The organism is Stenotrophomonas sp. BIGb0135 (genome assembly GCF_024810105.1).
In the GTDB taxonomy this organism is placed as follows: Bacteria; Pseudomonadota; Gammaproteobacteria; order Xanthomonadales; family Xanthomonadaceae; genus Stenotrophomonas; species Stenotrophomonas maltophilia_AB.
In genome coordinates this window covers 63,081-78,171 of the sequence record NZ_JANUDX010000003.1, presented here as the reverse complement: position 1 = coordinate 78,171, position 15,091 = coordinate 63,081, and the positions used below count along the sequence as shown (strand labels likewise).

Here is a 15,091-nt window from a genome sequence, read left to right as displayed (position 1 = left end):
AAATCATGGCATGGCATCCCGAATCAATTTCCGTCGCCTGGACGGCATCCTGCTGCTCGACAAGCCGACCGGCATGAGCTCCAACGCCGCGCTGCAGATCGCCCGGCGGCTTTACCGCGCCGAGAAGGGCGGCCATACCGGCAGCCTGGACCCCCTCGCCACCGGCCTGCTGCCCCTGTGCTTCGGCGAGGCGACCAAGATCGCCGGGCTGCTGCTGGGCTCGGCCAAGGCATATGACGCCGAGGTGGTGCTGGGGCAGACCACCGACACCGACGATTCGGACGGCACGGTGCTGCGCGAGCGGCCGGTCCCGGCGATCAGCGCGGCCGAGCTGGAGGCGGCGTTGGCGCCGCTGAAGGGGCGCATCCTGCAGCGCGCACCGATCTACTCCGCGCTGAAGCAGGGCGGCGAACCGCTGTATGTGAAGGCCCGACGCGGGGATGTCATCGAGGCGCCCGAGCGCGAGGTGCACGTGCATGCCATCGAGGTGCTGGACCAGCAGCCGGGTCGCCTGAGCCTGCGCGTGACCTGCGGTTCAGGCACGTACATCCGCAGCCTGGCCCGCGACTTGGGCGAGACCCTGGGGTGCGGTGCGCATATCGCCGGGCTGCGCCGGTTGTGGGTCGACCCGTTCCGCGACGCCCCGATGGTGACCCTGGACACCCTGCGCGCCCTGGCCGACCAGGGCGACGAGGCCGGCATGGAGGCCCTGCTGTTGCCGCTGGGCGCGGGCCTGGCGGACTATCCGCGGGTCACCCTGGACGATGAACAGGCACGCCGCTTCTGCGTGGGCCAGCGCCTGCGCAATGCTGACTGGGCGCAGGGCGTGGTCGCGGTCTATGGCCCGGACGAGGCCATCCAGGGGCTGGGGCAGGTTGACGAGACCGGCCTGCTGGCCCCGCAACGCCGCTTCAACTTCTGACCGCGCCTCCGCTGTCCGGGGCATCGGTCCTTGTCCCGGACGGCCGCTACCGTTACAATTTCGCGGCCTTTTCAGGCTCCCCGCGTTCTGCGGGTTCATCCTTTCGTTCACGGCGAGTCGCGCGGTACGTCAATGGGACGTTTCTGCGGGCCACGCATCCAAGAGAAAATAGAAATGTCGATCGACACCCAGAAGGTCATTGAAGACAACAAGCGCAGCGCGGCTGACACCGGCTCCCCGGAAGTCCAGGTCGCCCTGCTGACCGCCCGCATCGAACTGCTGACCGGCCACTTCAAGACCCACAAGAAGGATCACCACAGCCGCCGCGGTCTGCTGCAGATGGTCAACCGCCGCCGCAGCCTGCTCGACTACCTGAAGAAGAAAGACGCTCCGCGTTACAAGGCCCTGATCGAAAAGCTCGGCCTGCGTCGCTAAGCACGAACCCCCACCGCGGCGCAGGAATGCGCCGCGGTTTTGTTTTGGTCGTACCGCATCAAACGCCTGGGCCGGACAACCGGTCACCCGTCGGCGGCAAGGGTCGCCCGCGGTCCATTCGAAGAAAGCATCATCCCAAGGACATCCCCCGTGGCAAAAATCACCAAAACCTTCCAGTACGGCAAGCACACCGTCACGCTTGAAACCGGCGAAATCGCCCGTCAGGCCGGTGGCGCCGTCATCGTCAAGTTCGACGACACCGTGCTGCTGGTCTCCGCCGTGGCTGCCAAGAGCGCGCGTGAGGGCCAGGACTTCTTCCCCCTGACCTGTGACTACCAGGAGAAGTTCTACGCCGGTGGCCGTATCCCGGGTGGCTTCTTCAAGCGCGAAGGCCGCGCGACCGAAAAAGAGACGCTGATTTCGCGCCTGATCGATCGCCCGATCCGTCCGCTGTTCCCGGAAGACTACAAGAACGAAGTGCAGATCATCGCCACGGTGATGTCGCTGAACCCGGATATCGATGGTGACATCGCTGCCCTGATCGGTGCCTCGGCCGCGCTGTCGCTGGCCGGTACCCCGTTCAAGGGTCCGATCGCCGCCGCCAAGGTGGGTTACAAGAACGGTGAGTACATCCTCAACCCGACCGTGACCGAACTGAAGGATTCGGAGCTGGAACTGGTCGTGGCCGGTACCGCCAACGCCGTGCTGATGGTGGAATCCGAAGCCGCGCTGCTGTCCGAAGACGTGATGCTGGGCGCCGTGACCTTCGGTCACCGCGAAATGCAGAAGGTCATCAACGCGATCAACGAGCTGACCGTGGAAGCCGGCACCAAGCCGTCCACCTGGGAAGCCCCGGCCAAGAACGAAGCGCTGATCAGCGCCCTGCAGGAAGCCATCGGCCCGCGCCTGGGCGAAGCCTTCCAGGTGCGCGACAAGCTGCAGCGCCGTGACGCCATCTCGGCGATCAAGAAGGACGTGGTCGAGTCGCTGGCTGGCCGCGTGGCCGCCGAAGGCTGGAACCCGGCCGAGCTGTCGAAGGAATTCGGCGAGCTGGAATACAGCACCATGCGCAACTCGGTGCTGGACACCAAGGTCCGCATCGACGGCCGTGCGCTGGACACCGTCCGCCCGATCGCCGTGAAGACCGGCATCCTGCCGCGTACCCACGGTTCCTCGCTGTTCACCCGCGGTGAAACGCAGGCCATCGTGACCATCACCCTGGGCACCGCCCGCGATGGTCAGGTGATCGACGCCGTGTCCGGTGAGTACAAGGACAACTTCCTGTTCCATTACAACTTCCCGCCCTACTCGGTGGGCGAGACCGGCCGCATGATGGGCCCGAAGCGTCGCGAAATCGGCCACGGCCGCCTCGCCAAGCGCGGCGTGCTGGCAGTGATGCCGTCGCTGGAAGCCTTCCCGTACACCATCCGCGTGGTCTCGGAAATCACCGAATCCAACGGCTCCTCGTCGATGGCCTCGGTCTGCGGTTCGTCGCTGGCCCTGATGGACGCCGGCGTGCCGGTCAAGTCGCCGGTGGCGGGTATCGCCATGGGCCTGGTCAAGGAAGGCGAGCGCTTCGTCGTCCTGTCCGACATCCTGGGTGACGAAGATCACCTGGGCGACATGGACTTCAAGGTCGCCGGTACCGCTGAGGGCATCTCCGCCCTGCAGATGGACATCAAGATCGAAGGCATCACCGAAGAGATCATGAAGCAGGCACTGCAGCAGGCCAAGGCTGGCCGTCTGCACATCCTGGGTGAAATGGCCCACGGCCTGACCGCCCCGCGCGAAGAGCTGTCGGACTACGCGCCGCGCCTGCTGACCATCAAGATCCACCCGGACAAGATCCGCGAAGTGATCGGCAAGGGTGGTTCCACCATCCAGGCCATCACCAAGGAAACCGGCACCCAGATCGACATCCAGGATGACGGCACCATCGTCATCGCCTCGGTCAACGCCATCGCCGCGCAGGCGGCCAAGGCCCGCATCGAGCAGATCACCTCGGACGTCGAGCCGGGCCGCATCTACGAAGGCAAGGTCGCCAAGATCATGGACTTCGGTGCGTTCGTCACGATCCTGCCGGGCAAGGACGGTCTGGTCCACGTCTCGCAGATCTCCAGCGAGCGCGTCGAGAAGGTCGGCGACAAGCTGAAGGAAGGCGACGTGGTCAAGGTCAAGGTGCTGGAAGTGGACAAGCAGGGCCGTATCCGCCTGTCCATGAAGGCCGTCGAAGAAGGCGAAGGCGCTGTTGCCGAGTAATCGGCGCACGCTGATCATCCGGTAGCTGGGGGCCCTGGGCCCTCACGCTTTCGAAAAAAAAAGCGGGCTTCGGCCCGCTTTTTTTGTGCGTGGTTGCCGGCGCCTGGCCTGCTATGCGCCGGCGTCGTCCGCGCCTGCGTCCTCGTCCTGGCCGTCGGTAACGTCGCGCCACCACACCGTGCCGTCTTCCGGCGCGGTTTCCTCACAGGCCGGGAACTCGATCGCATCCACGCCGCGCCCCGGCCCGGCGGCAACCCAGTCGGCGAGCAGTCGCTCCACCGCAGCCTTGCCCTGTGCACCGATGCCGAGCGTGCGTTCGATCTGCCAATCATCGTTGCTGGCTGCATCGTCCTCGTGCGCACTGTCGCCATCCCCGTGCACGTGGCCAACGCCGTAGCTGCAACGCAGGCACAGATGGACGATCGAGGCGGTCCAGTCCTCCACGTAACCGATGCCAGGCAGTTCTGCCGCCTGCAGCGTATCGAGGTCGTCGGCCGACGGGCAGCGGATGAACGCCACGAACGTGCGGTGATCCGAGCGCTCGAGGATCTGCAGCGCGTTGAACACCGGCACCACGCCGTCATCGAGCGCGCGTTCGCCGGTCTTGGCCCCATCGTGCAGCACGATGTCGAACAGGCGATGGCCGGATTCGGGCAGTGGGACGTTCAACAGGCGTGCACGCACCACATCGATGCGGCGGGCGAACACCGTCTCGCCGTCGCCCCACGGGTTGAGCCGGACGCCGATCATCCCGAAGTCGCGTTCCACCGGGCCATCGCCCTCGGGAAGAGTGATGCCGCAGTGCGCCCACTGCCGGCGCGCCTCGGCCCAGTCGCCGAGCGCGGTGGCGGCGATGCCGGCGTTCCAGGCCGCGCTCTCATCCAGCTGCGGCTGCAGCGCCTGCGCGTGCAGGTTGTGCTGCAGCGAGGCTGGCCAATCGCGCAGGTACTTGTGCGCCAGGCCGCGCATGTAATGCAGGTAGCCGACGTGCGGGGCGTACCCGGCCAGCTCGCCGAACAGCGCGCTGGCCTGCTGCAGCTGGCCCTGGTCGAAGGCGGCGTACGCGCGCGCTTCGAGGGCCGCGAGGGCGTCGCTGTCCGGGGCGATGTCGTGTGTGTGATGCGGAGCGGTCATGTACGCTGGGCAGGAAGAACTGCGCTTACCTTACCGCGTTGCAGGCGCCGTCAGCGGCGTCGCAAGCGGACATCGCCCGACACGGCGCATGACTCGGGATGGCGTCCCTGGATGCGGCGATGTCGCATGCGGGAGGGGCGGGGGTGTCCGCTGGACGGGATGGCAGGACAGGGTGCCCAAAGGCGCGCGCGACGGTCGTCGCGCATCGATCCAGCTGCTAACGTGGCCTTGTCGTTGAACGAGGAGAGGCCATGTTCCGTCCTGTCGTGACCGTGCTTGCCGTGTTGATGGCCGGCCTCATGCCGCGGGTTGCGGCCGCCGCCGAACCGTTGCCCAGGGTGATCGGCGCCTACTACCCGGGTGGCTCGGCCGAACGCTACCCGGTGGCCAGCATCCCCGCTGACACCCTGACCCACCTGTTCTACGCGTTCGCCACGATCGACGACGGGCGCTGCGTCGTGGATGCGCAGGCCGCCGGGCACTTCCAGGCACTGGCTGCGCTCAAGCGCACACACCCGCGCCTGCACACGCTGATCTCGATCGGCGGCTGGAATGCCGGCGGCTTCTCCGATGCCGCGCTCACCGCCGAGCGTCGCCAACGCTTCGTGGCTTCCTGCGTGACGCTGTTCTTCGAGCAGCACCGCGGCAGTTTCGATGGCGTGGACATCGACTGGGAATTCCCGGTGTACGGCGGCCCGACCGGGATCACCGACCGCCCGCAGGACCGCCGCAACATGACCCTGCTGGTGCAGGAGTTCCGCCGTCAGTTGGACGTGGTCGGCAAGGCGCGCCACGCCCACCTGCTGCTGACCGCCGCGCTGCCGGCCGGCCGCGTGCAGACCGATGGCCCCTACGATCCGGCGCGCAGCTATGCGCTGGAGGAACTGGGCCGCACGCTCGATTTCATCAACCTGATGAGCTACGACATGGGCACCGGCTTCTCCAGCGTGTCCACTTTCAACGCGCCGCTGCGCGAGGTGCCCGCCGATCCGCTGGACCCGGCGCAGCGGCGCTGGAACAACGTCGCCGGCGCGGTGCAGTACTACCGGCAGCACGGCGTGCCAGCCGACAAGCTGGTGCTCGGCGTGCCGTTCTACGGGCGCGGTTTCCGTGTCACCACCCACGCGGCCGATGGCCTGTACCAACCCTACAGCGCTCCGTTCGATGCCGGCGACTGGCGACGCATCCGCAGCGACTTCCTCGACCAGCCCGGCTGGCAGCGGCATTGGCACCCGGTGGCGCAGGCGCCGTGGCTGTACAACGCGGCCGAGCGGATTTTCATCAGCTATGAAGACCCCGCCTCGATTGGCGTGCGCGCCGAGTTTGCCAAGGCGTCCGCGCTGCGGGGCGTGTTCACCTGGGAGCTCACCGGCGACGATGCCGAGGGCAGTCTGCTGCGCGCGATGGCCAGGCCGTTCCAGCCTTAATCCAGGTAGTGCGAGACCTCGATCAGGTTGGCGTCTGGGTCGCGGAAGTACACCGACAGGATCGGGCCGGTGGCGCCCGTGCGCTGCACCGGGCCGTCCTCGATCGCCACGCCCTGCGCGCGCAGGTGGGCCAGGATCTCGTCCATGGTCGCGTAGGTGACCAGGCACAGGTCCGCCGACCCCGGCGTGGGGTTCAGCGCCTTGGGCTCGAATTCCCGCCCCGCGGCATGCAGGTTGATCTTCTGCAGGCCGAATCGCAGCGCGGTGCGCCCGGCACCGAAGGTCTCCACCTGCATACCCAGCACGCGCTGGTAGAAATCAGCCGTGGCGTCGATGTCGGCGACGGTGAGAACCAGGTGGTCGAGGCGGTCGATGTGCAGGTCGGTCATGGTCGTGCGCAGTGCAAGGGAAACCAGTACGTTACGCCCGCCGCCGCCAGCGCGCGGTGAGCGATGGCACGCTGCCTGTCGGGACACCCACGGCACCTGTGTGGCGGGTCGGCGGTGCCCTATGCTTGGCCGCATGGAAACCGTGCGCCTGCTGGACCTGGACATCGACCGCACCGCGCAGGAGGTGCGGCGTGGCGATGCGCTGTTGCCGGTCAGCGGCCTCAGTTGGCGGCTGCTCGATTGCCTGCTGGCCCACGGCACCGACGTGGCGACCTTCGATACCCTCGCCGAGCAGGTCTGGGCCCCGGCGGTGGTCGGCGAAGACGCCATCAGCCAGCGGGTGAAGCTGCTCCGCCAGGCCCTCGGCGATGACAGTCGCCAGCCGCGCTACGTCCGCTCGGTGCGTGGCCGCGGCTACCAGTTGTGCGCGCCGTTGCAGCCGGTCGCGCGCGTCGTAGCGGGCCATCCGGTCCCGCGCAGGCGCTGGTGGGCCGTCGGCGCGGCCGCCAGTGCCGCCGTCGTGGTGGTGGTCACGGCGGTCATGGCCTGGCCCGGCGCCGGCCCGCGCTCGCCGGCGGAGCCGCTGCTGCAGCGTGCCGACCACTACGCCGGGATCGGCCAGGCCAGCAACAACACGCGCGCCATCGCGCTGTATCGGCAAGCCCTGCAGATCGACCCGGACCTGCCCGCCGCGCGACGCGGGCTGGCGCGTGCGCTCGCGGCCGATACCTGCCTGTTCAATGGCCCCGCCGAGCAGGCGCAGCAGGCATTGCTCGAAGCGGACCGGGTACTGCGTGCCGCACCCGACGATGCGGCCGCATTCGCCGCGCGGGGGTACGCCCATGACTGCCTCGGATCGATGCCGCGCGCGATGGCCGATTACCAGCGCGCAGTCGCGTTGGACCCGGACGATGAGCGCACGCGCGCCTCGTTGGCGTACCTGCAGCAGGAACAGGGCCAGCTGGTGCAGGCGCTGCAGGCCAACCTGGCGTTGCGCGCCCCCGAGCGCGTGCGCTTCCGTGAGGTGCAGGTCGCGCGTGAACTGGAACTGCTCGGGTTCACCGACGCTGCGGCACATCGCCACGAACGCAGCTTCCAGTTGTTTCCCGACAATGTGTTCGCCAACATCGCCTGGCCGCGCAGCCTGCTGCTCAGGGGCGAGGCGGGCAGGGCAGACGAGGCGCTGCAGCAGGCGCTGGCCCGCGGCACCCCGCACCCGCAGTTGTACCGCCTGCAGGGCGAGCTGCGGTTGCTGCAGGGGGATGTGGCGGGGGCGGCGCAGGCGTTTGAACGGAGCCGGCAACTGCGTCCGCAGCAGACGCTGGGGCAGACCCTTGCGGGCCTGTATGGCAACGCGCCGGCGACCCCCGACTGGGTGGCCGGGCGGCTGGCGGCGCTGCAGGGCGAGGCCGGCGATGGCTGGGCGGACGCCGCCATCGAGCGCGCCCTGTTGCACCAGGCCCAGGGCGATGCCGATGCGGCCGTGGACGACCTGCAGCGCGCCGTGGACGCTGGTTTCCGCGACGCCGCCTGGTTGCGGGCGACGCCTTTGTTCACTGCGCTGCACGCTGCGCCGGGGTGGACGCCGCTGTTGGCTCGCATCGAGACCGACGTGGCCGCGCAGCGGGCGCGGGTGCTGGCCGCCGCCTGGCGGCCAGACGATCTCGACGGGCTCAGTGCAGGGCCGGCAACAGGAACTCGGTGAGGATCCGCCGCGACTGCGGATGGGCGTAGTTGCGGTTGTACGCACGGCTGGTGACCACGGCCACCAGCTTCCGCGCCGGGATCACGAACACGTAGTTGCCGCCATTGCCGGACATCGCCCACACCGTGGTTTCGCGACCGTCCACCGGCAGCTTCAGGCCCCACCACTGGTACCCGTAGTCGCTGCCATCCCCGGCGCGGGCCTGCGCGCTGACCATCGCCGCCACGTAGCCGGGCGGAAGCAGTGCCTTGCCCTGCCAGCGGCCGTCGGCCAACACCAGCTCACCCAGACGCGCCAGGTCGCGGCTGCGGTAGCGCGTGCCGCCACCGCCCATGCCGATGCCTTCCGGGGAGCGGTTCCAGTGGCTGGCGCGGATCCCCAGCGGGCGCTCCAGCGCCTGTGCGGCGTAGTCGGCCAGGGGCATCCTGGTGGCGCGCTCCAGCACCGCGCCGAGCACGAACGCATTGGCGGTGCAGTAGGCATGGGCGCGGCCATGCGGGCTGTCCTGCGGGCGCGTCATCCACGGTGCGAACCCCTTCACCGGCAGCGCCAGGGCGAAGTCCAGCCAGCGTTCGGTGACGTACATGCGCTCTTCGTTGCCGGCCGAGAACGCATTCTCGTCATCGCACTCCCACAGGCTGCTCATGGTGAGCAGGTCCTCGAGGGTGGTGGCGCGCAGGCGCGGGTCGACCGGGTGGGTGGCGGTGAACGCGGGGAAGTAGTCGTAAACGCGGGCCTTCACCCCGGGCAGGTGGCCATCGCCGATGGCCGCGCCCACCAGCATCGCGGTGACGCTTTTACTGGCCGAGCGCACGTCATGCAGGGTTTCGGGGCCGGCGCCGTTGAAGTAGTGCTCGTAGGCGACCTGCCCGTCCACCATCAGCAGCACGCTGGTGACGTCCTGGATGTCCTTGCCGGCGATCGCCGCCTCCAGCGCGGCCAGTCGGGCCGGGTCGGGCGTGGCGGGGGCTGCCCGGCCGGGCAGCGGCAGGCAGGCGGCCAATGACAGGATCAGGGCGGCGCAGCGGTGGGGACGGGTGTGCATGGTCAGGCTCCTCGAGGTGGAACCCGACTAGGCCATGGGCACGGCTGAAGTGCTGGAAGAACGCCTGAAGGTTTCTGAAGCCCTGTCAGGACAAGGCATTGCCGGGGCGCGGACGCGACCACACGCTGTTCGGCTCGCCATGCAGTGCGCGCCGGCTGCTGGCCCGTGCCATCGCCGCGAAGCCGATCGCCATCGCCAGGGCGACCCCGTCCACCCAGAACAGCGGCCAGTAGCCGCGCTGCGCGCTGGTCCACAGCCACAGCCCGCTCATCCCCCCATGCACCAGCGGGATCAGCGCGGTGACGATCGCCGCCGCCCACAGCAGCTCGCGTGCAGCCTGCCACGGCGCACGCAGCGCGGCCCACAGGGCGCAGCCGCCCCAGACCAGGAAACAGGTCCAGCGCATGCCGGCGTCGGCCTGGGCCGGGGCCAGGTGCTCCAGCAACTGCACGCTGACGAAGGCCGCCGACACCGCCACGCACAGGCCGATGCAGACCCCCACGGTGGCCCGCGCCATGTTGACCTGCGCGCGTCCCTGCTCCTGCTGGCGACGCTTGCGCCGCGACTCGATCCACAGCAGGTTGCCCGAGTAGAACAGGAACGCGCCGCCCAGCCCCAGCGCGAAGTACAGCCAGGGCACCAGCCCGTTGCCGTACTCGCCGAAATGCAGTGCATAGGCCGCGGCGAGGGTGGCGTGGTTGGCATCGCGCCGGCCCGGCAGCTGGGTGTGCAGCACCTGCCCGGTATTGGCATCCATGGCCACCGCACCCAGCGGCCCCAGCGAGACGCCGCCATCGCCGGTGATCTCGATCACGGCATTGGCATCGCCGGCATTGGCCAGTTTCAGGTAGGCCGGCTCGAAACGCGCCTGGCCCTGGTCGTTGGCCACCGCGATCGCCCGCGCATGCAGCATCGCCAGGCTGCCTGGGCGCACCGGTTGGCCGGCGGCGGCGCGGATCGGGGCGGTGTCCATCGCCGCAGGCAGTGCGGCCAGCAGCTTGCCGTCGTAGATCAGCGGATTGAGCGCGGCCATCTGCAGGAACACCAGGCACAACAGCGCGCCGGTCACCGCGAACAACAGGTGGAAGGGCAGGCTCAGCACGCCGATCACGTTGTGCGCGTCCTGCCACATCTGCTTGAGGTTGCGGCCGGGCCGCAGCGCGAACAGGTCGCCCAGCAGCTTGGGCAGGTGGATCACCAGCCCGGACAGCAAGGCCAGTCCGTACAGCAGGCTGACCACGCCCATCAGGTAGATCCCGGCCACCGGCAGGCCCAGGGTGTAATGCAGTTCGTTGACCAGTTCGGCCAACCCGGCCTGCGGCGCGGTGGGGCTGCCGTCGTACTGGTCGGCCCAGGCGAACAGCCAGGTGCCCCTGGCGTCCTGCCAGTACGCCACCGATTGCGGCGTTTCGGCGCCGGGGAAGGTCATGCCGATGTGCCTGCGGGCCTCCGGGTGCCGTTCCAGCACGCCGTCCAGCAGCCGCTGCGCATCCTCCAGGGTCTGTGCCGGCTGCTCCATCGCGTGCGGCGATTGCCACAGCGGCAGGTCGTGGTGGAAGACGGTGATCGCACCGGCATAGAACGCCACGAACAACGCGAAGCCGGCGACCAGGCCGACCCAGGTGTGCAGGGTGGTGAACGTACGCAGGGTGAGTGAACTGAACTTCATCGGGACACCCTCACAGCACCCAGTGGTTGGCGCGCAGCAGCCACAGCAGCGCGAAGCCGGCCAGCGCACTGCCGCCCAGCCAGGTCCAGGCGCGCAGCCCGGTACGGAAGGCGAAGGCCCAGAGCGCGGCCAGCATCCACGCCGGGATGAAGGCAATCAGGCTCGGCACGATCGCCGACTGCCATGGCCCCGGCGGCAGCCAGGCGAGCAGCCCGGTGACCGCCGCGGCGAGGAAGAAACCGGCCAGCAGGCCGGCCATTGCACGTGCCCACATCAGCGCCGCGCCTCACGTTCGGGGCGCGTCCAGGCGGCCAGGTAGGGCAGCACCAGCGCGGTCAGCATCCACCCGGCGAGGGTCACGCACAGCCCGGTGGCCAGGCCGAGCTGGCCCATCCACAGCCATAGCGAGGTTGCCGCCGCGACCAGCCCGATCTGCCGGCCCAGGCGCCCGGCACGGCGCAGCCGCGGCCAGCGGCAATGGGGCGAGGCGGCATAGAAGGCCAGCGCCGAGAACGCCGACGCGGCGCCGGCGACGCCGCAGTACAGCAGGGCCAGGGTCGCGCCGTTCAGCACGGGGCGCACATCGAAGGCAAGGCGGAAACCATCGCAGGTCCTTGGGAGAAAGCTCCGCCGGGCGTCGCACGGCGTGCTGCGCATGGTAATCATTGCGGTTTTGGTCTGCCACACGGCCCCGTTCAGATGCAGGCCGGGCGTGCCGATGGCAGCAAAAAAACCGGGCTTGGTTTAAGATCGACGGCAACACCCTTCAGGCAACAAGGTGGCCCGCGCCCAGCGCCGGTCCAGCGTGCGACATGAGCACTACCATCGCCCACCGCTGAACGCTCCCGACGGCCCCTTGCAGGCGCCTTCGTGGCGCTTTTTTTATGGCCGGCCCGCCTGTCGCCATTGCCCACCTTCCCGCATTCGTCTCCCCGGCCTGCGCTGCAGGCCCACCAGAAAAAGCCCAGTCATGATCGCGATCACGCTCCCCGACGGCAGCCGCCGTGAATTCGAACACCCCGTCAGTGTCATGGACGTCGCCCAGTCGATCGGCGCCGGCCTGGCCAAGGCCACCATCGCCGGTTCGGTGGATGGCGTGCTGGTCGATGCCAGCGACGTGATCGACCGTGATGCCCGCCTGCGCATCATCACCGCCAAGGACGAGGAGGGCGTGGAGATCATCCGCCACTCCAGCGCCCACCTGGTCGGCCATGCGGTCAAGCAGCTGTACCCGGACGTCAAGATGGTGATCGGCCCGGTCATCGCCGAAGGCTTCTACTACGACATCTACTCCGAGCGTCCGTTCACGCCCGAGGACATGGCCGCCATCGAGAAGCGCATGGGCGAGCTGATCGCGCAGGACTACGACGTCATCAAGAAGGTCACCCCGCGCGCGGAGGTCATCGAGATCTTCAAGGCGCGTGGCGAAGACTACAAGCTGCGCCTGATCGAGGACATGTCCCCGGACATCCAGGCCATGGGCATGTATTACCACCAGGAATACGTGGACATGTGCCGCGGCCCGCACGTGCCCAACACGCGCTTCCTGAAGGCCTTCAAGCTGACCCGCATTTCCGGCGCGTACTGGCGCGGTGATGCCAAGAACGAGCAGCTGCAGCGCATCTACGGCACCGCCTGGGCCGACAAGAAGCAGCTCGAGGCCTACATCAAGCGCATCGAAGAAGCCGAAATGCGCGACCACCGCCGCATCGGCAAGCAGCAGGAGCTGTTCCACCTGCAGGAAGAGGCCCCGGGCCTGGTGTTCTGGCACCCGAAGGGCTGGGCGCTGTGGCAGGTGGTCGAGCAGCACATGCGCCGCGTCTACCGTGACAGCGGTTACGGCGAGGTGCGCTGCCCGCAGATCCTGGACGTGTCGCTGTGGCAGAAGTCCGGCCACTGGGACAACTACCAGGAAAACATGTTCTTCACCGAGTCGGAGAAGCGCACCTACGCGGTCAAGCCGATGAACTGCCCGGGCCACATCCAGGTGTTCAACCAGGGCCTGCACAGCTACCGCGATCTGCCGATCCGCTATGGCGAATTCGGTTCGTGCCACCGCAACGAGCCGTCCGGCGCGCTGCACGGCATCCTGCGCGTGCGCGGCTTCACCCAGGACGACGGCCATGTGTTCTGCACCGAGTCGCAGATCGAGGCCGAAGTGACCGCTTTCCACCAGCAGGCGCTGGCGGTCTACACGACCTTCGGCTTCGAGGACATCCAGATCAAGATCGCGCTGCGCCCGGAAAAGCGCCTCGGCGATGACGCCACCTGGGACAAGGCCGAGGGCGCGCTGCGCTCGGCGCTGGGCAGCTGTGGCGTGGAATGGCAGGAGCTGCCGGGCGAGGGCGCCTTCTATGGCCCGAAGATCGAGTACCACCTCAAGGACGCCATCGGCCGTACCTGGCAGCTGGGCACGATGCAGGTCGACTTCATGATGCCCGGCCGCCTCGGCGCCGAGTACGTGGACGAAAACAGCCAGAAGAAGCACCCGGTCATGCTGCACCGGGCCATCGTCGGCTCGATGGAGCGTTTCATCGGCATCCTGATCGAGCACCACGCCGGGTCCTTCCCGTCCTGGCTGGCTCCGACCCAGGTGGTGGTGGCCAATATCACCGATGCGCAGGCTGAATACGTGAACGAAGTCCGGAAAACCCTTGCAGATCAAGGCTTCCGGGTAAATGCCGATTTGCGCAACGAGAAGATCGGATATAAGATTCGCGAGCATACGCTGCAGCGGGTCCCGTACCTGCTGGTGGTCGGCGACCGTGAGAAGGAAAATGGCGCCGTGGCCGTGCGTACGCGCTCGGGCGAAGATCTGGGCAGCATGTCCGTCCAGGCCTTCATCGAGCGGTTGCAGGCAGAACAGTCCGTGTAAGAAAGTCCCGGCCCTGCGGATGATCCGCTCTGGGCCGGTTTGATTCCTCTGGGAGATTGCAATATCAGTACCCCTGACAACAAACAGAACCGCAAGAATCAGGAAATCCGGGTGCCGCGCGTCCGCGTGATCGGCAGTGACGGAGAAATGATTGGCGTGTTGACGCGTGACGAAGCGCTGTCGATGGCCGAAGACGAAGGTCTGGACCTGGTCGAGATTCAGCCGCAGGCTGATCCGCCGGTGTGCAAGATCATGGACTTCGGCAAGTTCAAGTTCGAAGCGCAGAAGAAGGCCAACGAGGCCAAGAAGAAGACCAAGCAGGTCGAGATCAAGGAAGTGAAGTTCCGCCCGGTCACCGATGAAGGCGACTACCAGATCAAGCTGCGCAAGATGCGCGGTTTCCTGGAAGAGGGCGACAAGATCAAGGTCAACATCCGCTTCCGTGGCCGTGAAATGAGCCATCAGGAACTGGGTCGCGAGATGGCCAACCGGATCGAGGGTGATCTGGGCGAGGACATCGTGATCGAGTCCCGTCCGCGCCTCGAAGGCCGGCAGATGGTGATGATGATCGCGCCGAAGAAGAAGTAACCGACCCTCGGCCCCGGCCCGAACGGGCGGGGCGGGCGCAGCGCCGGGCCATGCCCGGCTGCCGGCGCCGCCGGCGTCGTGTGCTTCAGATTCGCGTCACAAGGCAGGGGCGCCTTTTCAGGCGCCTGCTGCCGTTTGCCGTGGTCGCACTCCCCCTGCGGCCTGTACGGTCGGCGTTCCACGCCTGCCGGCGCCGGCAAACCGCCGCCCAATCAAGCGTTTGCAACTGCCCGGCTTCACGGGCATAATGGGCGGCCCCGTTTTGCGGGGGTGCTGTTTTGAACGGTTTCCCGCCCCATAAAGGCACGCTGTTTCAATGGCAACAGGACCGGCCTGGTTCCCATCGGGGATCCCGGGCTTACAAGCAGGCAAGGGCACGGACGGAAAGTGTGGCAATGCCACCGCCCTGGTCAGTGACAAAACATCATCAAGGACATTGCAATGCCCAAGATCAAGACCAACCGGGCGGCGGCCAAGCGTTTCCGCAAGACCGCCTCCGGCAAGTTCAAGGCTGGCCATGCCAACCGTAGCCACATCCTCACGAAGAAGTCGACCAAGCGGAAGCGCAATCTGCGTCAGACGAACCATGTTCGTGCAGAAGACGCAGGCCGTTTGAACCGTATGCTTCCCTACCTCTGAGGAC

Annotated in this window: 14 protein-coding genes; 8 read left to right on the top strand and 6 right to left on the bottom strand. The window is 67.6% G+C overall.

From position 1 onward, the window contains the following. Nucleotides 1-10: 10 nt before the first annotated feature. From truB to pnp, 3 genes are all read left to right on the top strand, one after another. Nucleotides 11-922 (top strand): tRNA pseudouridine(55) synthase TruB, encoded by a 912-nt coding sequence (gene truB, locus M2421_RS08170; protein WP_259205467.1) that lies wholly within the window; start codon nucleotides 11-13, stop codon nucleotides 920-922. Between the two features lie 174 nt (nucleotides 923-1,096). After that, nucleotides 1,097-1,357, top strand: a complete 261-nt coding sequence (rpsO, locus tag M2421_RS08165) for a 30S ribosomal protein S15 (RefSeq protein ID WP_038687260.1) — start codon at nucleotides 1,097-1,099, stop codon at nucleotides 1,355-1,357. Nucleotides 1,358-1,507: 150 nt separating this feature from the next. Next, nucleotides 1,508-3,616, top strand: coding sequence for a polyribonucleotide nucleotidyltransferase (gene pnp / locus M2421_RS08160; RefSeq protein WP_259205453.1), 2,109 nt, complete (start codon nucleotides 1,508-1,510; stop codon nucleotides 3,614-3,616). 111 nt (nucleotides 3,617-3,727) lie between these two features. Here the strand turns inward: pnp and M2421_RS08155 are convergent, their stop codons facing one another. Further along, complete coding sequence (locus M2421_RS08155; RefSeq protein WP_259205433.1) at nucleotides 3,728-4,750, bottom strand: hypothetical protein; 1,023 nt, start codon at nucleotides 4,748-4,750, stop codon at nucleotides 3,728-3,730. A gap of 251 nt (nucleotides 4,751-5,001) precedes the next feature. Here M2421_RS08155 and M2421_RS08150 point away from each other — a divergent pair, with 251 nt between their 5' ends. After that, complete coding sequence (locus M2421_RS08150) at nucleotides 5,002-6,177, top strand: glycoside hydrolase family 18 protein (RefSeq protein WP_259205431.1); 1,176 nt, start codon at nucleotides 5,002-5,004, stop codon at nucleotides 6,175-6,177. Here the strand turns inward: M2421_RS08150 and M2421_RS08145 are convergent. Further along, nucleotides 6,174-6,557 carry a VOC family protein gene (locus M2421_RS08145; protein WP_259206508.1) on the bottom strand — a complete coding sequence of 128 codons (384 nt, stop codon included), beginning with the start codon at nucleotides 6,555-6,557 and terminating at the stop codon, nucleotides 6,174-6,176. The two genes, M2421_RS08150 and M2421_RS08145, sit on opposite strands and share 4 nt — an antisense overlap. Nucleotides 6,558-6,699: 142 nt before the next feature. On the opposite strand from M2421_RS08145, the gene M2421_RS08140 reads away from it, so the two are divergent. Continuing rightward, nucleotides 6,700-8,271 (top strand): winged helix-turn-helix transcriptional regulator, encoded by a 1,572-nt coding sequence (locus tag M2421_RS08140; protein WP_259205430.1) that lies wholly within the window; start codon nucleotides 6,700-6,702, stop codon nucleotides 8,269-8,271. On the opposite strand, the gene M2421_RS08135 is transcribed toward M2421_RS08140, so the two are convergent. From M2421_RS08135 to M2421_RS08120, 4 genes are all read right to left on the bottom strand, one after another. Continuing rightward, nucleotides 8,240-9,316 (bottom strand): serine hydrolase, encoded by a 1,077-nt coding sequence (locus tag M2421_RS08135; protein WP_259205427.1) that lies wholly within the window; start codon nucleotides 9,314-9,316, stop codon nucleotides 8,240-8,242. The genes M2421_RS08140 and M2421_RS08135 overlap by 32 nt on opposite strands. An 85-nt stretch (nucleotides 9,317-9,401) precedes the next feature. Further along, entirely contained in the window at nucleotides 9,402-10,985 is a 1,584-nt protein-coding gene (locus tag M2421_RS08130; protein ID WP_259205423.1) for a PepSY-associated TM helix domain-containing protein, read from the bottom strand. Between the two features lie 10 nt (nucleotides 10,986-10,995). Continuing rightward, entirely contained in the window at nucleotides 10,996-11,259 is a 264-nt protein-coding gene (locus M2421_RS08125) for a DUF4175 domain-containing protein (RefSeq protein ID WP_259205418.1), read from the bottom strand. Then, nucleotides 11,259-11,558 (bottom strand): hypothetical protein, encoded by a 300-nt coding sequence (locus M2421_RS08120; RefSeq protein ID WP_310439722.1) that lies wholly within the window; start codon nucleotides 11,556-11,558, stop codon nucleotides 11,259-11,261. The genes M2421_RS08125 and M2421_RS08120 overlap by 1 nt, the downstream gene beginning before the upstream one ends. A gap of 397 nt (nucleotides 11,559-11,955) precedes the next feature. On the opposite strand from M2421_RS08120, the gene thrS reads away from it, so the two are divergent. The 3 genes from thrS to rpmI all read left to right on the top strand — a co-directional run bounded on the left by thrS (nucleotide 11,956) and on the right by rpmI (nucleotide 15,087). Continuing rightward, complete coding sequence (gene thrS, locus M2421_RS08115) at nucleotides 11,956-13,860, top strand: threonine--tRNA ligase (protein ID WP_259205415.1); 1,905 nt, start codon at nucleotides 11,956-11,958, stop codon at nucleotides 13,858-13,860. A 48-nt stretch (nucleotides 13,861-13,908) separates the two neighbouring features. Next, a complete protein-coding gene (gene infC, locus M2421_RS08110; protein WP_172407481.1) occupies nucleotides 13,909-14,448 on the top strand; it encodes a translation initiation factor IF-3 in 540 nt (179 codons plus the stop codon). Between the two features lie 441 nt (nucleotides 14,449-14,889). Continuing rightward, complete coding sequence (gene rpmI / locus M2421_RS08105; RefSeq protein WP_017355265.1) at nucleotides 14,890-15,087, top strand: 50S ribosomal protein L35; 198 nt, start codon at nucleotides 14,890-14,892, stop codon at nucleotides 15,085-15,087. Nucleotides 15,088-15,091 lie beyond the last annotated feature (4 nt).